Source organism: Microcoleus sp. AT3-A2 (assembly GCF_036705685.1).
Classification (GTDB): domain Bacteria; phylum Cyanobacteriota; class Cyanobacteriia; order Cyanobacteriales; family Microcoleaceae; genus Microcoleus.
Genome location: NZ_JAUBVF010000002.1, coordinates 202,210 through 223,831 on the forward strand (window position 1 = coordinate 202,210; position 21,622 = coordinate 223,831).

Consider the following 21,622-nt stretch of genomic DNA (forward strand, 5'->3'; position numbering starts at 1 on the left):
AGTTTTGATGTCACAGCAAACATCACCAAATCTTCTTAACCCGCCTCTGAAATTACTCTTGCTAATTACCATCGAGATATTTTTGCAATTCCAACTGCAATCTTTGGCGAGCTCTAGCAATTCTCGACTTGACAGTTCCCAGAGAAACTCCGGTCATTTCGGCTATTTCCTCATAGGCTAAACCTTCTATTTCTCTCAACACAATTGTTGTGCGGAATACTTCCGGCAAATCTGCGATCGCCACCCGCAACTGGTCGTAAAATTCTCTGGTCGTCAAATCTTCATCAGGCCCCGGACTGTCGGCCGGAATTTCCCAATCAACCTCGCCATCTTCCAAAGTACGGGGTACGTCGAGCGACAGCGGAGTTCGCACCCGTTTGCGCTTCCGCAACTCATCGTAAAACAAATTAGTGGCGATGCGGCTGAGCCAGCCCCGAAATTTAACAGGCTCTTGCAAGCGGTTAATATTGCGGTAGACCCGAATCCACACTTCCTGAGCCAAGTCTGCTCGGTCTTGCCAGTCAGGGGCCAAGTGATAGAGAACCCTGTCTACGTGGGACTGATACCGCTTCAACAGTTCTGAAAAGGCCGTGGTCTCAGGTCGATTTCCTTCCTGACACCGCAACACCAAGTCATAATTAGAGAGTTTTTCGGCTGGCAATTGCACTCTTTGAACGGTCGCCACAACCGCAGACCAGGACACGGAAATAAAGTCGCTCATCGGTGGAATTGGCTCATCGAACATTCCACACTTTTTGACGTTAGGGGATCGTAACAAGTTCCCCTCTGCAATCTCAAATCTGAAATCTCAAATCTTAAATCCCTTGACTAATGCCCGACAACCTCGCACGCTCCAATACTAACCCAACTGCTAGAACCGTCGGCCCAATGTTCCTTTTTCCAAATCGGTACATTGTGTTTGAGCGTATCTATGGCGTACTGGCAAGCTGCAAAGGCTGAGTCCCGGTGGGGACAGCCAACAGCCACTAATACGCTGATTTCGCCCACCTGCAAGTGTCCGACGCGGTGGTGAATAGCGACCCGATTGACATCAGCCCACTGGCGGCGGATTTCAGTAGCAATTTGCTGGAATACTCGCACTGCCATCGGTTCGTAGGCTTGATATTCTAGGGAAACTACAGCTTGACCGTCAGTTTGGTTGCGGACTGTACCGCTCATTATTACCACGGCTCCGTTCGCGGGGTCATCTGCCAAAGCGTATACTTCCTCTACAGACAACGGCGCTAAGGTAATGGCGAAGCTGTCTGATTCATGGCGTTGAGGAATTGTGCCGATCGAAAGTGCAGCGAAGGAGTTCATTGCGAAAGAAGTGGTGCTGGAGAACTCGATCGATCTTGACACAAATCAAGTCGCGATGGATTTGTCTTGCATTCTTGTCCGGGAAACGGCGTGGCTAATCTTGAGACCCATCTCGTAGCACGGGCAAGGGCCCGACGCCATCGCCCCGAACTTCTGCACCAGTGCCATCGGCTACACTATCACTGACCCGAACTAAATTAAGAGCGTGCTTGAAGACAAGCAGGATGCTTGTTTGAGCGAATTAACTGCCGATATTGCTGTAGCAATTCAATAAATAAGCACCAAAATAAGTAGTGTCATTCGCAACTCAGTACAATAAATCTCAAACCCCAAGCGATTACTTTGTTCCCTTTTGAATGACACAGTTAACTTTAATTCTGCCCTCCTACTTATCGGCGTCGCCCAACTTTTTAGCAGCAGATGTAAACTTTATTTATTTTTTTGTTCCGGAAAGCTACTTAGATGACATGATATACCTGTGCAGGGTTGAGGCAAATTGGCGGATACTAGGCCAAAGCAAAACAGTAACGCCCTGATGTGCCTTTTCTGAAACATAAGTTAATAGTTTGGGCTGTTAATTGACGTTTCAACCTGAGTCTGCACCAATAAAGGTTAACAACAATCACGAGGAAACTATGGAAGCACTAGCATTGAGCCACTCTTTTGTTGCTTATGAATCTCCAGAGTCCGAACTTCAACTGGAATTTAAAATTCCTAAATCGGCAATGGTAGGCGTTGCAGGTATGGCAGTAGCCCTGTCTGTTCTGAGTGTCGGTGGTGAAGCGCAGGCCGCAAGTTGCTACTCCCGCTGCGGCAAGAAAAGCCATCACGGCCATCACAGCTACGCCAAAGTTGTCACCAATGGCGGCCGACTGAATATCCGCAACCGCCCCACTAGCTGTTCTCATGTAATCGGCAAGTTACATTATGGAGACCACATCAAATTGACCGGTCGTTACAAAAACGGCTGGGCACAAGTCAAAGGTGGCGGCTGGGTATCTGCGTCCTGGCTTTCCTAACTCTTAACTAGAGCACTTGACATTTCTAGAAAGAGTTTTAATCGTTACCCGGCCATACTGGGTAACGATTATTTTAAATATGCGATCGCTCCTGAAAATAATCGAATATCCGAAATTCATTACTAACAACTAACAGCCTAAACTTTACCGCCGCCGATTAGATAAAGTAATGCCATCCTCACCGCTACGCCGCTGGTAACTTGCTGAGAAATCAGGCTAAACTGGGCATCGTCCATCAAATCAGAACTAATTTCCACGCCACGGTTAACTGGGCCAGGGTGCAACACCTTCACATCCGGCTTGCAGAGTTTGAGCCGATCGCGCGTAATCCCGTACAAAGAATGGTACTCTCGTAAGCTTGGCAGCAAATGGTCGCTCATCCGTTCCTTTTGTAGCCGCAAAGTCATCACAAAATCAGCATCAGCCAAAGCAGGTTCAAGCTGCCAATGCAAAAATAATTTGCCTTCCCTACCATCGCCACACTCAGCAAACAACAGCGGCAGCAAAGTCGGCGGCCCGGCCAAATGAACCTCTGCCCCAGAAGCCGTTAAACTCCAAATATTAGACCTAGCCACCCGCGAATGTAAGATATCCCCCACCACAGCAATTTTTTTGCCCGCTAAAAGTTCCAGCCGCGGATTTTCGTTATCTAACAGAACACAAATAGTAAATAAGTCTAGCAAACCTTGCGATGGGTGTTCGTGCTGGCCGTCTCCAGCATTGAGAACGCTGACTCTTGACCCCAAGCGATCCATTTCCGAAGCAATCGTGCTGGGAACTCCAGCTTGTTCGTGCCGGATTACCATCAAATCCGTTCCCATCGCCAGATAAGTCTTAGCCGTATCCAAAATAGTCTCCCCCTTCGTTAGAGAAGAACTTCCAGGGGTGAAATTCAGCGTATCCGCTGACAACCGCTTCGCCGCCAACTCAAAACTATTGCGAGTCCGGGTAGAAGGTTCAAAAAACAAATTCGCGACCACTTGACCCTGCAGGGCCGGCACTTTCTTCGTGCGGCGGCCGAGCACCTCGCGAAAACTGGCTGCTGTTTGCAGCACGGTATCGTATTCGTCCGAGGTAAAATCAGCCAGAGTGAGAATGTGTCGCCTTGTCCAAGTCATACAATTTTAGATTTTAGATTTTAGATTTTAGATTGACTCAATCAGGACGGACGATGGGTTGGGAACTTGCTTGTACGCCCGCTCTGCTGTCGCCTTTGAATGTTCGATCGACATTTAGGGGTGGCGATCAACAGTATCCAACAATTTTTGATCGCTTTTGCGGTGAGTAGAGTTATAATCAATTTATGTAGCTCAGACCCCACTCTCACAGCGAACCCAGCGTCGAAGGTGAAACCGGTGTGGTTTACCCGCAGGAAAGCGGAAATTACGCTGTAGCAGCGAAAGCGCAGTAGTTGCAGTTTCTCCTACCCAAACTCAGCCTTGTCAAGAACAAGCCGAACGCAGCCCTTGCATCTGCCAGTATGTGGAAACAACGATGTGGAAACAATCGAGGCGGCAAACATCCGACTGTCGATCGACAGCATATAGCGGGACATTTTAAAGATGATTAATTCTTTGAAGTCGGTCTTGACTCTTCAGTCCTGCTTATAGGCCCTTGTCAAAACGAACTCTGTTAAGATACAAGTTGAATATGTAGCTTCCCGACAAAAATCTACACGTATCTTGGCGAGACTGTTCTTGGCGAAACTGCGGTAAAAAGTGAGAGCTGGGAAGTGGTAATTACACAAGATTTAAACAATTCAAGAGGTATTATGAGCCAGCAGGTTATACAGCCGATGGTTAAGTTCCAGCGTCAGGTGCATTCTCTCGTCACGTCTGACATTATCAAACCGACAGACAGCATTTGGAAAATTGCTCTGCTTTACGGCGACGAATGGCCGTACTGGAAACAGCAATTGCTAGAGTTTGATTTTTCTATGCAAGACCCCGTGAGCGAGTTGATAGCTGTAGAAGCTTGGGACGAGGAATAACAGAGGAGACGGAGGAATTGGGTGTCGAAGAGAAATCCCGAGGCGATCGGGTAAATTTTCTTTAATAAATTTCCGTTGCTAAATTCTTCCCTCTTCCCTTTTCCCTTTGCCCTCTTCCTTATAAATTCTGACTTTTGGCTTTTGAGTTTTGACTTCTGACTTCTATTAAAGGGAAGCTGCTAAAGCTCGAGCTAATTGTTGAGCAGTTTGAAAGCGATCCCCAGGCTTAGCTGCCGTGGTTCGCAAAATGGTATCTCGCAGCTTGAGGGCGATGGTCGGAATATTTTCGAGCTTAAACCCGTAACCTCCAGCTATTTTCCCGTAAAAGTTTTGAGGGCTTTGGGCCGTCAGCAAAAAAATCAAAGTAGGCCCAATAGCATATAAATCCGACTGAGGGAGAGGCTGTCCCCGGTCTTGTTCTGGTGCGGTGTAGCCTTCCACGCCGATGCGAGTGCCCGGAGGAGTGCCGATTTCTTTAACGGCGCCAAAATCCAGCACTGTAATGCAATTGTCGCGGTGGCGCACCAGCAAATTAGCAGGTTTAATATCCCGGTGGACGATCGGGGGTTTTTGAGAGTGAATGTAGTCCAAAACCTCACAGGTTTGGATCATCCACTCTATTGCTTGTTGGGGAGCAACAGGGCCGCGGTTGTAGATGCGTTTTTCTAAATCCTCGCCGTGGAGCATTTCCATCACCAAGTATTTTTTGCCCCCTTCCACAAAAAAGTCAAAAAACTGAGGAATTCCCGGATGGTGGAGGGCCTTGAGAGTTTTAGCTTCACGTTCAAAGAGTTCTTGAGCTTTGACTATTTGAGCCATGTCAGCATTCATTTCCTTGAGGACTACCAGAGAAGCTGCGGGGGAACTTCCGGGTTGTTGAGCTTTCGCTTTATCTCGATCCCAGGCTAAAGTTGTTGTCCCCATACCGCCTTGGCCCAAAGTTCTTAGCACTTGGTAGTGGCGCACCGTGCGATCGACTTTAATCGGTTCGCCGCAGTGAATACAGAATAAATTCCCTGGCGGGTTTCCCGCGTGGCTACACCTCGGGGTGGCGAGATTGACGATGGGGTTGGCCTTAATTTTGCCGCCGACTTCAATCGTAATAACTTGGAAATGCAGAATTGGACCGCCCCGCGCCAACTGGATCAGGGCACCGTCGGATATCCAACCCTGAGACATGAGAATACCGTTAACCAAAGTGCCATTTGTCCCGGAATTGACTAAGTACCATTGGCTGGACTTCCCGTTATTAACTCTTTGCAATTCCAGATGCTGCCGCGACACTAGAGCATTGGGGATCACAACTTGATTTTCTGGAGAGCGGCCGATGCGAATAATGGATTCGCTCTCGAAACTCCACTGTTGCAGGGGGGCCTGTTTTTCTGGATCTAAAAGAGTCAGCAGCATTTTCGATGGAGGTGGTTGAACTCCCTGATTTGGCAGTGAGAGTTGGCGGGATTTACAGATTTGGGGCGTAGGGCTTTGAAAAATTAGAATTTAAAAATTACTTATGAGTTTCACACGTTAGTTTCAGGAAAACTTTATAATATCCTGATTATGATTAAAGATTTCATAAACAATTAAGTTATAAATAGTTTTTGGGGAACAATTATCCGTAATTTTTTTTAGTGATCGATCGCTCATCAAAACACAGTCGCTAGATTTAAAACTTGAAACTACAAAAAGTATGTAAAGAATCGCTAAATTTTTACGTAAATTTGCTGTAGCAGGTTGTGATTTACCCCCCACATTATGTAGGGCGGGCACTTCCTGCCTAGGCCCAAATTGCCCCGAGAGCGATCGAGTATCAAACGGATTTCGCATTAGCCAGCCTGCCGACTCACTTCATTTTAGTGGATTTTTTTCATTAGACTAACTATTTTTGTAAGTGAAAGCTCTTTCAACTATGATGAATCCACTTACTATCAAGCAACTTTTTCCGGTAGATTCCCTGAACCGAGTCTCAAAATTAAAGCTACGGATAAATGGTTGGTACTCCAAAGCTTTTCTGCAATCTTATGGGTCTGTAATCAGTTTTTGAGCAATCAAACTGAAGCTGTTTTAACATCGGATACCTAATAACAGAGCGAGCAGTAAAGCCTTGCCCGGAAACGGCAGAAGCTGTTTTTTTTCTCTGCAAAAATAGCAGGTTTAACCCAGGGGGTCACGGGGGAAAGCACCACCTTTGAAAAAGCTGGCAGCATCCAAATTCTAAAATCGAAATGCGCCTACCTGCGCCCGAATGATAATTGCCGTGATATTGTCGTGACCGTTGCGTTTGTTGCCCAGTTCAATCAATTGGGCAACTCCCTGGTCCAGATCAGCTTGGGGATTGAAAAGGGGTTCGAGAGTGTTCTGCCAGTGAGTTTCCAACAAATCATTATCTGTCAGGCCGTCCGAAGCCAAAATTAATAAGGTATCTTCGCACAAGTCTAAAAACTGCACCTCTGGCTTGAGAAAATTACTGTCTCGCGGGCCGATGGCTTGAGTTAGTTGATAGGCGTCGGGACGGGCATAAGCAGTTTCCGGGTCAACCCCGCGCTTAATTTCGCGCTGGCCTACTTCATGGTCTGAGGTGATTTTTTCTAGGGTTTGTCCCTTTCTCAGTCGGTAGAGGCGGCTGTCGCCGACGTGGGCAACGGCGAATTGGGTGTCTTGAACTAAGACGGCGACTAGAGTTGTACCCATGCGAGCGCTGCCGGAGCGTCCGTCCTTTTGATTGATTTCAAAGATGGCTTTGTTGGCTAGCAGGACTCCCTCGCGGATGGTGTCTGCCGGAGGTAGTTGATTTTCCCAACAGGTTTGAAAGAATTCTCTGAGAGTTTCAGCGGCTAGTTGACTGGCTACTTCTCCGCTGTCGTGTCCGCCCATGCCGTCGCAGAGAATGTAAAGCCCTTTGGTTTGAAAGATGCGACCGAAGGAGCTTTCGAGTTTGTTGAGCTGAGTCCAGATGCTGAAGAAGTCTTCGTTGTGGTCGCGCGTGCGGCCAACATCCGTCAGGCCTGCGTCTTCTAAGCTGTAAATCTGGAGTGGCATGGGCTGGGTTAAGACCTCGCCAACCTCGGGGGGCGACTCGTCGGGGCTGCGGTAATGCCTGCGCGTCGGGGTTGAGCTTGGTGAAGGTGCGGTTTGGAGTTCGAGGGGAACTGTTTCTAGGCGAGATCGCAATTCTTCGATTGTGTTAATCTCGCCTCTGTACATTTGTTGCAGGAGTTCGAGCAAGGCGCCAAACTCAGTGCGATGATCTGACTGGCTAAATATCACCTGCCACAATTGCCCCAAATCTACCAGTTGCAGGTTTGAGCCGGCGGGTTCGGGATAGAGGTATTGCAGCCGCAAAGAAGCCAAGGAAAAGGAAGAGTCGGGGTTGACTCGCAAATTTGTCAGTTCCAACAAGCTTTGCCGACAGCGCCAGGGTTCTAGGGCAGCCCAGAGTTCTGTCATTTCGTGCAGCCAGTATAAAATTTGCTGGGTGGAAGTTTCGGGTTGATTCCACCGTTCTACCAGCAGTTGCCATTGGGAGCAGTCTTCTAGCAGCAGGACTGCCTGTTCGTTGTCTGACCAGCTATCGTGAATGACTGGCAGGTTTTGAGAGAATTGCCACCGGAGTGCCAGATAAGGTTCGGCTATGCCTTGGCAAAGCTCTGCTAAGGCGGGATTGGTTGAATTTTCTCCGCGTTTGATTGCTGCGCTATAGGGGGATGTTCGTCTGGCGACGCTGGCAGAGTTGGCTGCTAGCATGGCTTTGAGGGGTGACATTTCTAGCGGCTGACAGTCCAATACTGTTACTGCTACTGTGTCTGAGCGTTTTCTCGGCGGCACGGTTTCTAGGAGTTGGTAGCGCTGTTGAGTGTCTAAATAAGCTCCGGCTGGCTGGGAAGGGATTAAATATTCTGAATTGGCGACGGGGAATTGTGGAGATTGGGGGGAGATGTCAACTATGTTTGGGCTGTCGGGGTTCTCTGTTGCTTCCTGGATTTGTTGAGGCTGTGGTGCGGTTGTAAAAGTCTGCTCTGATGGGGCTATTTCGCTCTCTGGTGCTGTATTCGAGCTTTTTTCTGTTGTTTGAAAGGATGCTGGTGCGATCGCCCCCACGGCTACCACAGGGTCCATTTCTGGGCTGCTGAATTCGCCATCGCTTGGCTGTGGAGAAGTTGGTTCGACTGCTGTTGGGGATTCGGCTGGCGTGGTGATTTCGGTTTGAATGCTGTCTGTGATTGGTTCAGCAGAGTTCTGGGGCGATGTAGTTTGTGGAACGATGTCTGATTTTTGCGGAAACTCGGCTGGGGGTAGGGTTGACTCGTCTGCCTCGACTGCTGGAAAATTCGATCGACCGCAGATAATGGCCCGCCACACTTGACCTGTTGTGACGCCGCAATTCTGACATTCTTTGGCGCTAAAAGCGACTTGGGCACCGCATTCGTGGCAAGGTTTGTAAATTAGGGAATTTCCGCACTGTTGACAAAACTTGTTTGGATTGGGATTTTCAAATTGGCAGCGGGGACAGAGAAGCATAGGGGTTTTAAATGGGAGATGGGCGATCGAGTTTGGCGGTAGGGAGTTTTGGGTTTTGGGCTCTGAGTTAGGAGTTATGAGTTTTGGGCCTGAGTCGCAACGGATAACTCCCATTGCCCTATGCCTTATTTTATCGGGATGAATTCAGAACTAAGATATTTCTTAGAACTGAGATGTTGCATCCGTGTCAGGAATAGGCCCTGCCAGGGAGAGAGGGGGGAGAGGGAGAGAGGAAGAGAGGAAGAGGATTCTTGCTAATGGGGAATAGGGAATTGACATATACAATTTAAATTCTGTACAGCTTAGAAGCCCGCCCCACCAGGGGTTTCGCCTGTTCACCCACCAAAAAAGTCAACTTATAAGTGGAACAGGCATCTTGCCTGTTACTGAAAATGTTGGCAGATATCAGTTAGAAGGGATTTGCTGTAGAATCTTCTTGGAAAACGGTTTCTCGGGCGATCGACACAATGGTGGAAAGGGGTACTTCACAGAAATATTTCCGCCGGAATTGTTCTTCGGAGACTGCTGCTAGGAATTGCGCTGCAAAACGGGCGGCGATGGGGGAATTTGGCACTGAGAAGTGGATGGATTGACTATCTAATAAGGGTTTGGGGATTTGATCTGGTGCGTCTTCCTGCTGTGCGGTTTCGGGTTGTCTGGTGATGTGAAAAGCTCGATCGCGATAATTGATTTTAAAACCGAGATATGTTAGGGTTTTGAACCCTAGTTGCAGGGAGGTGTCGCTGATGCCTAGTTTTTGGCGAAGTTGCTGTCTGGTGACGGGTTTTTTGGTGCGGCTGAGGTATTTGGCGATGCCGATTAGCTGTTGGCAGATTTGCTGTGGGGGTACGAGTGGGGGTAATGTGTAGGCGATCGCGAGTTTTTTCTGAGTGTGCTGTGCTTGGCGAAACCAGATCCGCAGTTCATCCCAGCTTGCGGGGCATTCTTTGAGGACGATCGAGTTTTCGCGATCGACCATTTCGGAATTGTAAACTAGATTGTCGATCGGCATTGGAGATTCTAAGTTTGTGCTGGCTGCTAACAACTCTTCATCGTTATTTGTATTGCGCCAGTCTACGATCCAATCTATTTTAGTCGGGGAATTGATTTGATTGTCTTCCGTGCGTTCCCGTAGTGCTACGAGGCGCACTTCATACCGCGATTTGTAAGTATTAAAATCTAGTTCAACCGTAACATCGCAGCGGCCTTGGGGAACTTCGTTTTGATTGTGTCCCCACCAAATACCTGGAAATCCCGTATCGCTAGATTCATCTCTAATTATAAATTCTGTTTTGATATATTCTACTTTTTGCCCTTTCAAATCCTTGATTTTTTGATTCCAGAGATTTTCAAACCAGCAGTTTTCAATCAGCAATTTGGGTGCGGGATTGCCCATACCGCAAGGTTCGAGCAATTTTAGTTCTTGAAATAAGTCCTTGCCTAATTCGGAGACAGTAATTTTTAGGTCGGCTTGAACGGGGGCGGCTGTTAAACTATCTGTGTTGTATTGTTGCCGCAGTTGCTGATTTACCGCATCGGTAAATAGGGGAATATTTTCAACGGGGAGACTCAATCCAGCAGCGAAGGGATGACCGCCAAATCTGTGCAATAAATGCGCTTGGTCTTTGACTAATTGGTAAAGGTCGATTTGATTGGCGGAACGGGCGGAACCCCTGGCAATTTTGGATGGGGGAAGTGTTGGTGATTCTGAATCTAATAAGGATGTAAATTGCGTTTCCGGGGAATTTTCGTTAATTTGTTCGCTTCCTTCTGTGCAGAATAAAACCACGGGACGGCCGTATTCTTGGGCGATTTGTCCCGCTACTAATCCTAATACTCCTACGGGCCATTGCGGGTCGCTGAGGACGATGACGCTAGTAGTTGAGAGGTCGAGTTTGGCTAATTTGTGGGCGGCATCTTTGGCAACATCTTTTTGTAAAGATTTGCGCCGGGAGTTGGCAATTTCGGTTAAATTTGCTAGTTCTTCGCAGCGTTTTTTGTCGCGGCTGGTGAGGAGTTCTACGCAGAAGCTGGCGTCACCTTGAATGCGGCTGACGGCGTTGATTCGGGGGCCGAGTCCGAAGGAAATGTCGGTTGGGCGATCGCCCGATCTTTTGCACAGTTCGAGCAATTTTGCAACTCCTGGGCGGGTGGGATTTGCGATTTGTTTTTGCAGTTGTTGGATGCCGATTTGTGCTAGGTAGCGGCTGTCTCCTGTAAGTTGGACTAAATCGGCAATTAAGCCGATCGCTACTAATTCTAATAAATCTGTGAGCGGGCGCTGCGGAATATCGGGTAATGTGTGATATAATGCTTCAACTAATTTGTAAGCTACTCCAACTCCTGACAGGTTAAATAGTTGGTGGTTTGGGGGAAAGTAGCGGGGATTGATAATGGCTGTAGCTGGCGGGCGATCGTCCGGTAATGTATGATGGTCGGTAATAATTGTATCGATGTTTAAGCTAGTCGCATATTCGATTTCTGCGATGTTTGTACTGCCTGTATCGCAGGTAATAATTAAGCGAATTCCCGCTTTTGCTAAGGCATCTATTCCTGTGATATTGAGTCCGTGAGATTCGGTTAATCGGTTGGGAATGTAATAAATTAGTTGGTCGTTTTGAGCAAAAAATTCTCCCAGTCCGTCCCAAAGTACCGAGGTTGAGGTAATGCCGTCGGCGTCGAAATCTCCCCAAATTGCGACTTTTTCGGTGCTTTTTCGTGCTTGCTGGATTCTTTCTATCGCCCAGTTCATTTCTAGTCCGAATTCAAAGGGACTTGCTGGTTGGTAAAGTTGGGGATTTAAAAAACCGGGTATTTGTTCGGGGTTTTGAATTCCTCTATACCAGAGAAGTGTGGCGGCATAGTTTCCGGGTAGTTCTGGTGCATGGTTCCTGACAGCTTGGATCAGCCAATCTGGGGGTTGGGATAGGAGTTGACTTGGCAAAATTTGAAGTAGTTCAGTCATAAGTTATTTCATTAATTCCTGTAGGGGCTGGTTCACAAACAATCTTTCATTCACATCCACAATATCTATAAACCCGCCCCCACCGGGCGACTAATAGTTGGCATAGTAAAAGATTTGAATTAAATAGACATTTCCTCAATAATAGCAAGATTGGGTAGCCAATCTGTGGGAGTTTCTGCGGAAAGATTGGATGAGGAAACTGTGTTGTCTGTTGTGCGGTTGCAGCGAGTGGCAAATTGACAGGAATCGCAAAGATTGGAACTAATTTCTACTTGGGGTAAGAATTCGCCGCCTTCGGTATAGCGCTGTCGCCACTCGGTTAGCTGCTGCAATAGGTTGGTTAAATCTTCTTTTGTGCGATCGTGTTCTGTTTGGTTGTAATAAAATGTGAGTTTTTGCGGCGGTTCTTCTCCTTGCAATTGTACGAACCAGTATGTCATGGAAACTTGTTCGGGGGAATAGTCGCTGGTTTCTACTAAGACGTATAAATAGAGGCGAGTTTGCCAACTTTCGGCTATCCATTTGGATTTTTGAGGGCGGGGATAGGTTTTCCAGTCGAGAATTTGAGCGGCGTTTGGTTCTGCTATTAGCAAGTCATAGATAACGGTGAATAGGTAGTCTTGGAAAATTAGGGTGCGGGGATGTTCGGCTTGGCGGAAAATTCGATCGCTATTTTCTGAATTGGCGAAAAGTTCGGGTGCGGTGTTGATAAATGCTGCCACACACCGTCCCAGTTCGGGGTCTTGTTGGATGATGAATTCAATGGGGAGTCCGAGTTCTCGCTGCTGCATTAATAGGTGAAAGTGGCTTCCCCATGTGAGTTTTTCTTTGTGTTCTGGGGAGGCGGTGGTGGCTAGTAGTTCTAGGTAGCTGTGTTGGAATTTGCGGGGGCATTCTTCGAGGATTTTGAGTTGGGTTTGGGAGAGTCGGAGCATTTTTTTATGATTTTATATTTTATATTTTTTATGATTGTAAGGGAGGCGACTGGTCTTTCTTTTGACCGCAGATTGAGGCTGATGATGCAGATGGACGCCGATAATTTTGATCGCGTTTTTGGAGGAGAGTGCGATCGCCCTTTTTTCCAAGTGTGATCGCTTTATACATATAAAAGCTGATTAGCGATTTCATCAGCCGTTAGCGTATTCAATAAAATGGCAACCCGTTGAGCAATCTCATAGGGGTTCTTTTGAGGGATCACAATAATCCCAGAATGTTGTTTTCCTTCTGTCATATAATCTAGATGCAGTCGCTCAAAGTCTACGCGATTATGGGTGAGCAAACATCGCTCCATAGATGCTGCGTAAGCTAATTGTTGGCTATCGGATTTACTCAGCATTCCCTGTTCGCTGGTTGTCGTCACATCGAACCCTCTAGCCAGCAGTAAAGTAGCTACAAGCCTTGAAACATCTTCATCTGTATAAATAGTTGCAAACAGTTTCACGGCTTTCTCATTGCAGATTTAACAGCAGGATGAATCAATTCTTCAGGAATTCGATTGCGCTCAATATAAGTATTTATTTCTTCTTGGTTATCCAAATAAAAGCTCAGCGCGTCAAAAATTTGAGCTAATTTCAGGTGAGGTAAGTGCATGGGGATTTCTTCAGGAGTAATACCCAAACGCCACAATTCCACGATCGCCCGAACGGAAGTCCTGGTTCCTGCGATAATTGGTTCGCTTTGCAAAATTTCAGGGTGACGTGCGACATAACGCGAAACAGATTGTACATTCATGGCAGATTAACAGGGCAGATATATTTTTATTATATGTTATTATTTAAGCTAAAAGTGTGCCAAAAATTGAGAAGCATTAAGCGCGATCGCCCTTTTTTACAAGTGCGATCGCCCGTTCAGATCGATCCAACGCTAATTAATCTTCCCCTAACTCTAAAAACAATAATTCCAAGTCTCGATCACCCCGCAGAACGCGAGCAATATCAATCCCGTCCGATCTCGGGTAATAAAAAATTAAATAATCCCTAACAATAAATCCGCGCAAGTTGGGGGATAACCTCTCATAGCGTTTGCCCATATTGGGAAATTCGGCGACAAGTTTACATTTTTGACGAATTGCATCAAAAAGCTCGCTGGCTGCCCTGGAACTATTGCCAGCAATGTACTCACAAATCTCATTCAAGTCTCGGACGGCTTCATCTGAAAATGTATAACTGTTCATGCCCCTGACTGTTCTCTTCGATCGATCTTTTCTTGAATTTTGGCAAACACGAGTTCTCCATCTGTCACTTGTCCCTTAGCAATTTGTGCAGTTCCCACTGCTATTTTCTGGCGGAGTTCTTCGATGCGTTGTTTTCGTTCTCTTAAAAGTGCGATCGCTTCTCCAATTAGTTCTTCAGCGCTGCCATATTTTCCGCTTTGAACTTGCGCTTGAATAAACTCTTCGTATTCCGGCTTTAAGACAATATTCATTGACTTGCTCCTTTAAATCACAGAAAGGTTACTGCACGATCGTGACATCTTTTGTAGATTAGCTTAGCACAAATATCAACATTCTCAGAGATTGTGGCAGCCCTAGAGTCGAGCTTGAAAAAATTATTGTGAATCGCGTGCGATCCTCTTCGAGGGCTTCGCTAACGTACTTTTCGCCAACTTCTCTACAACTTCCCAATTTGTTGAGCAAACCACATCGCAGCCGTCCCATTTCCCTCACCCAAAAGTTTTAAAGTCTCTGATAGTAAAGCAATTGGCAATCCCTCAAGCGCACCGGAAATTTCGCATTCGTGATATTTCCCATTTTCCTGCAAGCGAAATGCCAAAACTCTCTCGCCCTTAATATCTACTACCCAATACTCAGGAATTCCCAAAGCAGCATACAACCGCTTTTTTTCATCTAAATCGCTGGCCAAAGTCGTATCGGAAGTTTCTATCACTAAATCGGGAATTCGCGATTTATTTAGATTAAGTCGGCGCGGTTCCCCTTTTTGCCACTGGATGAACTCTCCGCCGACATATAAAATGCGATCGGGCGCACCTCCTCCCACCTTTGGCTTCTCAATTACACATCCGCCCAAATCATCGAAAGCTTGTCCTCCTTTGCTGACAAACCAGGCGTAAAATACCAGCGTCAAGAGGTTGTTAAATCTGGCGTGCTGAGGCCCTTCATTACCCATGTCTATCCAAAGATATCCTTCATAAAAAAATATTCTGGCTTCCTCCAAAGATGGATCTTCGCAGGCTGCTACATAATCTTCCCACGTCGCGACTTGCCATTGGGGAATTTCGCCCACTGGAGACACGATGAATTTTGCAGTTGTAGAAGTCATGATTTCAAAGCAAATTAAGGATAAAATTATCCTAACTTAGGTTGATATTTATCTGCTGCGGTAATTGGTAGTTAGTAATTTGTCAATTTTTATAACCCCCCTTTTTTCAGGGGGGGGATCAGATTCTTCTGCTTATCGCATTGCTGTGGGCGCCGCCATTGGTACTTCTAAGTCTGGTTGCAAGTCAAAAACTACGACAAGCTTTGTTTGAGGCATCAGTTGACGCAGACACAGCAAGTGCCCGTCAGCATCCGATCGACTGCGAAATCGCCCCACAATCGCCCGCTGCATACTGGGCATGAGTTTGGCGATCGCCCAAGGGTAAAGGCGTTTTTGGTACGCGATCGCCCCAGGATTCGCAGCGAATCCCTGTTGATAACCGTTTTGTGGCATGATGGTTTAGTATCCTCTATGGACTACAGGAAAGGGCGTTAGTAAGTCTCTTGCCGGAAATCGACTAACGCCTCTACTACTATGATTAAACACCAAACTCACCTCATGTGTCAATACTTGGCGCTAAATATTAACACTTGTTATATTGAAAGGTTTATTCAGCTATGGATTTGAGAGCCTTGAGAGAACGTGCAGGGCTGACAATCTTAGACGTAGCACGGGAACTAGAATGCGCGGAGTCTTCAATTCGCAACTGGGAAAAAAGCCGAACCTTGCCAAAGATGGAAGTTTGGCAAGTATTCCGAATGCGAGATTTGTATCGATGTAGCGAGGCGGAGTTGATGCTAGCTGTCAGAAAGTCAATGCCGACGGAAAAGAAAGAACAGACAAAACTGACGAAGTAACAATATTTATGAAGTCTTGAACTGTTTGCAAAAGGGATATATTTTTGATTTGTAACCGCAGATGAACGCGGATAAACGCGGATGAAGGAAAGATAAATTGAGTATGAGTTAAGGGGCGATCGCACTTAATCACACCTCACAAAATCACTCTTTTGTCAAGACAAAAACACTGTCTTTATTTCCCCGTCCAATCCGCAAATCCTTATCCAAATAAGTAATATCCAGCCATCCCTGCTGTTCGCGAGTATCCAGCCCGAAATCTACAGCAGCGAACTTTTTCCCCGACTCAATCTCATCGATAAACTTCCCCGGATATTCATAGCCAATCAACCTGCTTAAACCTACAATAGACCGCTCAAACTTCACCTGCACTCGCCGTTCCGAAGTTGGCTCAAATCTCGCTGCTACACTGACAATTCCTTCCAAATAAGGCAATCCGTAAAGTTCGCCAATATTGTAAATTTTAGATTCTTTGACGCGGATAGATTGATAAATTTGACCCAATTTTACCAAGGGAAAACTGTCAAGATTCAGCAGTTCGCCGCTGGTTGTGTACAATAACCGCCAATCACCATTTAAAAGCTCTGCGGCTTCGACAGGGCGTGGTGTGGGGTTGTAATCTTCCAATTGGGCGATCGCACTTAAAATCGCTTGTTTGTCGCTGGGAGTCGCCAGCAAACCACGATTCTTACCAGCAATTATCTCTAAGAGTGCAGATTTTCTCAGCATAGATTTTTTTAGGAAGAGGGATGAAGAAGGAAAAAATATTCTTGAGTTCGCGTTCAATATTATTTATAAATTACGCGACAAGTAGTTTTTAGCGCGCTTATTATTGGGTTTGTCTGTGTCCAGTGTGCACCCTACATTGATTAATGACTAATAACTAAGATACCAAATTTCACCAGATAGAGCATCGTCCGATATAGGTATGCTAATTCTTGCTCGTTTTTAACGTAGCGTCGGATAACTTCCCCCACGCTGATCGCACCTTCGTGCTTAATTGTATCCAATATCTCCATCTGAATGTTAACAGATATTCTCCTATCTTCACCAAAACTGGTAAACCTAATTGTCTGTACCTGCTTTAAAAGTTCTGGTGTGGCGATCGCACCCAGACTCAGCATCATCTCATTGCTTAAACTTCTAGTCGCATAATTACCCAATACCCGAAACGGATCGTCGCCTAGGGGATAAGGCGGCTTCCCGGCTTTTAAAGGTGCTGACTCCGGTGCCGCGAGGCGAATTTCTGCTAATTCCCGCCACAATTGTTCGTAAGCAGCAATTACTACTTTCCAATCATAAATTTCCCTCGCCCTTTGTCTGGCATTTTCCCCCATCCGCTTTCTCAATTCGGGGTTTTCAATTAATTGGCACAATGCCAGGGTGCAAGCATCAATGTCTACTGCTGTGGCGAGGGAAGTGTGACCCATGTAAGTCGGCCAATTTAAGCTGCCGTCAAGATAATTTAGGGCTAAATCTAAACAAGATTCCGGGGGCGGGATGAGTGTGGGAATGCGGAATCCGTCTATTTCGTGGCGTATAGATTCTTTGTATCCGTTCCAATCAGAGACTATGGCCGGGAGTCCGTTCGCCATAGCTTCAATTGGCGTCAGTCCGAAGGATTCTTGAATGTTGTCGGACAGCGAAATGAAAATGTCGGCCGCCGACCAAATATTTATTCTAATTTCCGGCTGTCTCCCATCTAAAAAAATAGCATTCACCGAGGGACAAAATATTTGTGCACTATTTTTAAAGTCGGGTTCTTCTCTCGGATCTTCGATCCAACCGGCTTGAATTAAGTGGATTTTGGCTTTTGTCTGTTGTGCGGCCCGTTCTAGGGCGATGTACATGGGTACTGGATGAGCTTTTGCAGAAAAAGTCAATCGACCGACAAATAACACAACTATATCTTCGGGAGAAATGCCGAGTTCTTGTCGCATTTGGTGGCGACTATTAACTGCTTCCACACCCTGCGGAAACGCGCTGCAATCCACTCCTAGGGGAATAACGGGGAATTTGACCAAAATCTCCGGTTTACCGCCGTTCCGCTGGGCTAAATATTCAGACCATTCCCTCATAACTCCTTCTACTGCTGTTTTCACGGCGGCAGAGGTGCAGATCAGGGCGTCCCAAGGCTGCATGGGTGCGGTGATCAAATCGCCGATCGCCTCCATGATGTATTGTGTACCGATCGTGTGAGTAACGCCGCAAACGCTGTAGGCCCGCTGATCGACAAATCTGCGCGCCCACACCATCTGCGACAGAACCGGATCGGGTCGGTAAAGTGTGCCCGGTTGAGATAGCAAATCCGGTCGTTCCATCGGAATCCAGCGAACTTTCCGAGGTTTTTGCAGCCAAGGTTGGATGTGCGAACAAAACTCCTTAAAGGTTGTTTCGCTATCGGCGCAACAGTATAGAGAGTCAGCGGTTCCGTGTTGGACTAAGCTTTTGAGAAACCCTTCTCCGGCTGAATGACGCCCCAGAAGTTTTTTGCCTCCGGTGTGGTAGCCCTCTTTGTTATATAAAACCGCTGCTGTTATATCCATTCTGAGATTTATTGCTTGAGAGTTGACTGAAGAAGCCAGAGGGCATTCGGGCTCAGGCTTTGATGAAAAACCAGGAGACTGTTGTGAATCAAACCCTTGCCGTTAAAGAAGCTTGCAGAATAGGATCGCCTCGTGTCCCGCGATATCTTAAAGACGATCGTCTTAGAGTACAATGCTTACGGCTAAAGAAGGATTGGCAAGAGCGGATTTTAGTGATATCCTCATGCCCATGCTTGGGGGCGATCGCCTTTTGGGTCTCCCATCTTATCCGATCCGGAACCAAACAGTGCCTGTGGTATAATGCTTTAGCCTTGCTAAATGCCCGATTTGCAAGTGCTTGATCAAAGGAGCAGTTCGTCGGCAAAACGTTACCTCTACTCGATCGCGTCTTTGTCTTTAAAAACCGATAATCATGTACAACCCATCTCTGCGTCAAATTCCTCGCCACTTACCTGCGGATGTAATTCCATTAAAACAGCAATCTTCTCTTTTAGACTGGTTGGAATCTAACAATCGCCTGTTAGCAAGGGATGTCCAAGAACCCGACTATCTGCACGAAGAAGAAATTTCTGAACTTATGGCAGTTGACGACAGTCCTTACGATGATTTAGAAGAGGAAGTAGAAGAGGATGTGAGTGTAGGCGAAGAATAACGGGTAGAAGGGTGAAGAAATCAACCGGAAACAGGGAAGAAAAACTCAGAGATTTCTCAATCTCCTGTATCGCACCCTATTCCCCCATTGTCAATTGCTTATTCTCAAATAGTGTGTGGTGAGGAGTGTTATGGATAACTTTTTGGATGAGAAAATCCCTTTTAGTCTGCCTTTCAAACTTACAGGCAAGAATTTATTCCTGCTGCTGGGTTTGGGGCTCGGCACTGTAGCGATCGGTTTAGATGTAGTAGCGGGTAGATTTTTGAATTTACCTACATCGCTATTTATGCCGCTAGTTGTTTGTGCTTTAGTTGCGTCGGGGTTGGGCTATGCAGTTGTGCCCGTACTCCAGCAACTAAAAGCAGGACAAATTATTCGCGAAGACGGCCCCCAAGCCCATTTGAAAAAAGCGGGAACGCCGACAATGGGAGGCATCTTTTTTATACCCGCAGGGGTAGCAGTCGCTTTACTTTGGTCTAAGTTTAACTCAGATGTTGTTGCCGTATCGGCTTTAACTCTAGCTTACGGTTTCATTGGCTGGCTCGATGACTGGCAAATTCTGCGACGCAAGTCGAACAAAGGTATTTCACCTCGGATGAAATTGGCTTTGCAAATAAGTTTTGCTGCTCTATTTTGTCTGTGGCTGATGTTTCATCAACCTGCAATTTATACGAATGTTGCTTTGCCTTTCGGTTGGGTATTGCCATTAGGTTTGCTGTTCTGGCCGCTGGCTTGTTTTGTGCTAGTTGCCGAAAGCAATGCTACTAATCTTACCGATGGTGTTGACGGGTTGATGGGCGGTTTGGGGGCGATAGCACTTTTGGGATTGGGCGCATCTGTAGCGTCAACTTCGCCAGAATTAATGATATTTTGCGCTTGCATCAGCGGCAGTTGTTTCGGTTTCTTAGCACACAACCGCAATCCAGCCAAGGTGTTTATGGGCGATACAGGTGCTTTAGCTTTGGGCGGTGCGTTGGGTGCAGTAGCTTTATTAACAAATAGCCTTTGGATATTATTAATTATCAGCGGGATTTTCTTTATTGAAACGCTGTCAGTAATTGCTCAAGTAGGTTATTACAAAGCTACAAAAGGGCCTGATGGAATCGGCAAGCGTCTGTTAAGAATGGCTCCACTGCACCATCATTTAGAGTTGTGCGGCTGGTTGGAAACTCAGGTTGTTGGGATCTTTTATTTAACTAACGGGGCGTTAGTGTTAATGATTTTGATGTTTACTAGCAACAGTTAACAGCGGATTTGGTAACGGTAACGGATTGTGCAGGGGATGCAAGAGATATTTTGTGCAATGTTCAAAAACAAATAAGATGCCCGTTCTACAGGAACTCAATGCAGTTGTGGAACGGGCATCTTGCCCGTTTCAGGCTCAAAAACTAACTCAAAAAACTGGCTTTCCGGCCTGTTCCACTCGCTTGAAAATAAGGATGTTGAGGAGTTGTATCAGTTTGTGGAGAAAGGCACAGAAGTAGACATTATTCGATAAGTTAAGTTGCCATAAAACTTGTTAGTAATAATGACTTTACTCCTAATTGACTCAAAAAGCTGCATAGAGGGCTAATGAACAGTGATGGGTTTTTACCTCAAGTTTCGGTGGTTGTGCCTGTTTACAACGGCGAGATGGATTTGCCGGAGTTGATCGAGTGCCTGCGATCGCAAACTTATCCGATCGACAGTGTAGAATATCTCTTAGTAGACAACAACAGTCGCGATCGCACTTTAGCAATCCTCGAAACAGCAGCTAAGTTGGATCAGATAACCATTCGCCACCTCACCGAAAACCAGATTCAAAGTTCCTACGCCGCCCGCAATCAAGGAATTCGCGCATCAACAGGCGAAATCATTGCATTTACCGATGCAGACTGTCGCCCGGAATCTGACTGGCTGGAAAATTTAGTTAAGCCATTTGTTGACTTAGAAGTAGGAATTAGCGCTGGGGAAATACTCGCATTGCCCGGTAAAACTATCTTAGAACAACACGCCGATCGCGAAAATACTTTATCTCAAAAACATACTCTCGCTCACCCTTTTTGTGCTTACGGCCAAACCGCCAATTTAGCTGTACGGAGGCTAGTTTTACAACAAATAGGATTATTTCGCCCTTACCTCACCAGCGGCGGCGATGCTGACTTATGCTGGCGGATTTTGCGGGAAACATCCTATAAAATGTATTTTGCCGAAAATGCGATCGTCCGACACCGCCACCGTTCTACAATAAAACAGTTGCAAAGTCAATGGTATCGGTACGGCGAATCTAATAAATATTTGCACGAACTCTACGGTGTCGATTTGATGCGAGAATTCACAACAGGGGAATATTTTTACCGGCTGGCTAGGTGGCTGTTCAAGGAATTTCCGGTTGCTGCTGCCAAAAGTGCGAGCAGCCGATCCGATATGGTAGATTTGTTTAATACGCCGATCGGTCTTTTGAATGTTAGGGCAAGGGCGATCGGACAGCGCCAAGCCAAACTTCCCGAATCAGCTTGGCAGATTGAGCGGTTTTAATAGGTTTTAATATTTTAGAGCAA

Annotated in this window: 21 protein-coding genes; 6 read left to right on the forward strand and 15 right to left on the reverse strand. The window is 46.4% G+C overall.

The annotated features are described in order from the left end of the window. Positions 1–61 precede the first annotated feature (61 nt). Together QUB37_RS02525 and QUB37_RS02530 are read right to left on the reverse strand one after the other, a co-directional pair. A complete protein-coding gene (locus tag QUB37_RS02525) occupies positions 62–721 on the reverse strand; it encodes a sigma-70 family RNA polymerase sigma factor (protein ID WP_041622468.1) in 660 nt (219 codons plus the stop codon). A gap of 107 nt (positions 722–828) precedes the next feature. Further along, positions 829–1,320, reverse strand: coding sequence for a molybdenum cofactor biosynthesis protein MoaE (locus QUB37_RS02530; protein WP_333158781.1), 492 nt, complete (start codon positions 1,318–1,320; stop codon positions 829–831). A gap of 635 nt (positions 1,321–1,955) precedes the next feature. On the opposite strand from QUB37_RS02530, the gene QUB37_RS02535 reads away from it, so the two are divergent. Further along, positions 1,956–2,339 (forward strand): SH3 domain-containing protein, encoded by a 384-nt coding sequence (locus tag QUB37_RS02535; RefSeq protein ID WP_333158783.1) that lies wholly within the window; start codon positions 1,956–1,958, stop codon positions 2,337–2,339. 137 nt (positions 2,340–2,476) lie between these two features. On the opposite strand, the gene QUB37_RS02540 is transcribed toward QUB37_RS02535, so the two are convergent. Next, positions 2,477–3,457 (reverse strand): aspartate carbamoyltransferase catalytic subunit, encoded by a 981-nt coding sequence (locus QUB37_RS02540; protein WP_333158785.1) that lies wholly within the window; start codon positions 3,455–3,457, stop codon positions 2,477–2,479. A gap of 653 nt (positions 3,458–4,110) precedes the next feature. Here QUB37_RS02540 and QUB37_RS02545 point away from each other — a divergent pair. Continuing rightward, positions 4,111–4,329: a DUF4327 family protein gene (locus tag QUB37_RS02545; protein WP_006631282.1), complete on the forward strand. Its 219-nt coding sequence runs from the start codon at positions 4,111–4,113 to the stop codon at positions 4,327–4,329. A 165-nt stretch (positions 4,330–4,494) separates the two neighbouring features. On the opposite strand, the gene QUB37_RS02550 is transcribed toward QUB37_RS02545, so the two are convergent. The 10 genes from QUB37_RS02550 to QUB37_RS02595 all read right to left on the reverse strand — a co-directional run bounded on the left by QUB37_RS02550 (position 4,495) and on the right by QUB37_RS02595 (position 15,480). Further along, positions 4,495–5,736, reverse strand: a complete 1,242-nt coding sequence (locus QUB37_RS02550) for a protein kinase domain-containing protein (RefSeq protein ID WP_333158787.1) — start codon at positions 5,734–5,736, stop codon at positions 4,495–4,497. A gap of 804 nt (positions 5,737–6,540) precedes the next feature. Next, positions 6,541–8,844, reverse strand: a complete 2,304-nt coding sequence (locus QUB37_RS02555; protein WP_333158789.1) for a serine/threonine phosphatase — start codon at positions 8,842–8,844, stop codon at positions 6,541–6,543. Between the two features lie 409 nt (positions 8,845–9,253). Continuing rightward, on the reverse strand, positions 9,254–11,809 hold the full coding sequence (locus QUB37_RS02560) for a DHH family phosphoesterase (RefSeq protein WP_333158791.1): 2,556 nt from the start codon (positions 11,807–11,809) through the stop codon (positions 9,254–9,256). Between the two features lie 119 nt (positions 11,810–11,928). Then, positions 11,929–12,744, reverse strand: a complete 816-nt coding sequence (locus QUB37_RS02565; protein WP_333158793.1) for a PD-(D/E)XK nuclease family protein — start codon at positions 12,742–12,744, stop codon at positions 11,929–11,931. Positions 12,745–12,905: 161 nt separating this feature from the next. After that, positions 12,906–13,250 carry a DUF5615 family PIN-like protein gene (locus tag QUB37_RS02570; RefSeq protein WP_333158795.1) on the reverse strand — a complete coding sequence of 115 codons (345 nt, stop codon included), beginning with the start codon at positions 13,248–13,250 and terminating at the stop codon, positions 12,906–12,908. Next, positions 13,247–13,540, reverse strand: a complete 294-nt coding sequence (locus tag QUB37_RS02575; RefSeq protein ID WP_333027232.1) for a DUF433 domain-containing protein — start codon at positions 13,538–13,540, stop codon at positions 13,247–13,249. Before QUB37_RS02575 ends, QUB37_RS02570 begins: the two co-directional genes overlap by 4 nt. Positions 13,541–13,676: 136 nt before the next feature. Then, entirely contained in the window at positions 13,677–13,982 is a 306-nt protein-coding gene (locus QUB37_RS02580; protein ID WP_333158798.1) for a type II toxin-antitoxin system RelE/ParE family toxin, read from the reverse strand. Next, entirely contained in the window at positions 13,979–14,233 is a 255-nt protein-coding gene (locus QUB37_RS02585) for a type II toxin-antitoxin system ParD family antitoxin (protein ID WP_333158800.1), read from the reverse strand. The genes QUB37_RS02580 and QUB37_RS02585 overlap by 4 nt, the downstream gene beginning before the upstream one ends. A gap of 185 nt (positions 14,234–14,418) precedes the next feature. Beyond that, the gene (locus QUB37_RS02590) at positions 14,419–15,087 is read right to left on the reverse strand and encodes a Uma2 family endonuclease (protein WP_333158802.1); all 669 of its coding nucleotides are present in this window, start codon (positions 15,085–15,087) and stop codon (positions 14,419–14,421) included. Between the two features lie 132 nt (positions 15,088–15,219). Next, positions 15,220–15,480 carry a hypothetical protein gene (locus tag QUB37_RS02595; RefSeq protein ID WP_333158804.1) on the reverse strand — a complete coding sequence of 87 codons (261 nt, stop codon included), beginning with the start codon at positions 15,478–15,480 and terminating at the stop codon, positions 15,220–15,222. 164 nt (positions 15,481–15,644) lie between these two features. On the opposite strand from QUB37_RS02595, the gene QUB37_RS02600 reads away from it, so the two are divergent. Further along, positions 15,645–15,884, forward strand: a complete 240-nt coding sequence (locus tag QUB37_RS02600; protein ID WP_333158806.1) for a helix-turn-helix transcriptional regulator — start codon at positions 15,645–15,647, stop codon at positions 15,882–15,884. A 144-nt stretch (positions 15,885–16,028) separates the two neighbouring features. On the opposite strand, the gene QUB37_RS02605 is transcribed toward QUB37_RS02600, so the two are convergent. Then, positions 16,029–16,613, reverse strand: a complete 585-nt coding sequence (locus QUB37_RS02605; RefSeq protein ID WP_333158807.1) for a PAP/fibrillin family protein — start codon at positions 16,611–16,613, stop codon at positions 16,029–16,031. Positions 16,614–16,753: 140 nt separating this feature from the next. Continuing rightward, positions 16,754–18,430 carry a glycosyltransferase family 4 protein gene (locus tag QUB37_RS02610; RefSeq protein ID WP_333158809.1) on the reverse strand — a complete coding sequence of 559 codons (1,677 nt, stop codon included), beginning with the start codon at positions 18,428–18,430 and terminating at the stop codon, positions 16,754–16,756. A 412-nt stretch (positions 18,431–18,842) separates the two neighbouring features. Between QUB37_RS02610 and QUB37_RS02615 the strand changes: the two genes are divergently transcribed. The 3 genes from QUB37_RS02615 (at position 18,843) to QUB37_RS02625 (ending at position 21,599) form a co-directional block, all read left to right on the forward strand. Then, positions 18,843–19,082, forward strand: coding sequence for a DUF3134 domain-containing protein (locus QUB37_RS02615; RefSeq protein WP_006631296.1), 240 nt, complete (start codon positions 18,843–18,845; stop codon positions 19,080–19,082). 130 nt (positions 19,083–19,212) lie between these two features. Then, positions 19,213–20,328: a phospho-N-acetylmuramoyl-pentapeptide-transferase gene (gene mraY, locus QUB37_RS02620; protein ID WP_333158811.1), complete on the forward strand. Its 1,116-nt coding sequence runs from the start codon at positions 19,213–19,215 to the stop codon at positions 20,326–20,328. A 326-nt stretch (positions 20,329–20,654) separates the two neighbouring features. Next, positions 20,655–21,599, forward strand: a complete 945-nt coding sequence (locus QUB37_RS02625; protein WP_333158813.1) for a glycosyltransferase — start codon at positions 20,655–20,657, stop codon at positions 21,597–21,599. Positions 21,600–21,622 lie beyond the last annotated feature (23 nt).

Coding starts and splice junctions, on each gene's coding strand:
- QUB37_RS02525 (WP_041622468.1), bottom strand. CDS start 721: ATGAGCGACTTTATTTCCGTGTCCTGGTCTGCGGTTGTGGCGACCGTT.
- QUB37_RS02530 (WP_333158781.1), bottom strand. CDS start 1,320: ATGAACTCCTTCGCTGCACTTTCGATCGGCACAATTCCTCAACGCCAT.
- QUB37_RS02535 (WP_333158783.1), top strand. CDS start 1,956: ATGGAAGCACTAGCATTGAGCCACTCTTTTGTTGCTTATGAATCTCCA.
- QUB37_RS02540 (WP_333158785.1), bottom strand. CDS start 3,457: ATGACTTGGACAAGGCGACACATTCTCACTCTGGCTGATTTTACCTCG.
- QUB37_RS02545 (WP_006631282.1), top strand. CDS start 4,111: ATGAGCCAGCAGGTTATACAGCCGATGGTTAAGTTCCAGCGTCAGGTG.
- QUB37_RS02550 (WP_333158787.1), bottom strand. CDS start 5,736: ATGCTGCTGACTCTTTTAGATCCAGAAAAACAGGCCCCCCTGCAACAG.
- QUB37_RS02555 (WP_333158789.1), bottom strand. CDS start 8,844: ATGCTTCTCTGTCCCCGCTGCCAATTTGAAAATCCCAATCCAAACAAG.
- QUB37_RS02560 (WP_333158791.1), bottom strand. CDS start 11,809: ATGACTGAACTACTTCAAATTTTGCCAAGTCAACTCCTATCCCAACCC.
- QUB37_RS02565 (WP_333158793.1), bottom strand. CDS start 12,744: ATGCTCCGACTCTCCCAAACCCAACTCAAAATCCTCGAAGAATGCCCC.
- QUB37_RS02575 (WP_333027232.1), bottom strand. CDS start 13,540: ATGAATGTACAATCTGTTTCGCGTTATGTCGCACGTCACCCTGAAATT.
- QUB37_RS02580 (WP_333158798.1), bottom strand. CDS start 13,982: ATGAACAGTTATACATTTTCAGATGAAGCCGTCCGAGACTTGAATGAG.
- QUB37_RS02585 (WP_333158800.1), bottom strand. CDS start 14,233: ATGAATATTGTCTTAAAGCCGGAATACGAAGAGTTTATTCAAGCGCAA.
- QUB37_RS02590 (WP_333158802.1), bottom strand. CDS start 15,087: ATGACTTCTACAACTGCAAAATTCATCGTGTCTCCAGTGGGCGAAATT.
- QUB37_RS02595 (WP_333158804.1), bottom strand. CDS start 15,480: ATGCCACAAAACGGTTATCAACAGGGATTCGCTGCGAATCCTGGGGCG.
- QUB37_RS02600 (WP_333158806.1), top strand. CDS start 15,645: ATGGATTTGAGAGCCTTGAGAGAACGTGCAGGGCTGACAATCTTAGAC.
- QUB37_RS02605 (WP_333158807.1), bottom strand. CDS start 16,613: ATGCTGAGAAAATCTGCACTCTTAGAGATAATTGCTGGTAAGAATCGT.
- QUB37_RS02610 (WP_333158809.1), bottom strand. CDS start 18,430: ATGGATATAACAGCAGCGGTTTTATATAACAAAGAGGGCTACCACACC.
- QUB37_RS02615 (WP_006631296.1), top strand. CDS start 18,843: ATGTACAACCCATCTCTGCGTCAAATTCCTCGCCACTTACCTGCGGAT.
- mraY (WP_333158811.1), top strand. CDS start 19,213: ATGGATAACTTTTTGGATGAGAAAATCCCTTTTAGTCTGCCTTTCAAA.
- QUB37_RS02625 (WP_333158813.1), top strand. CDS start 20,655: ATGAACAGTGATGGGTTTTTACCTCAAGTTTCGGTGGTTGTGCCTGTT.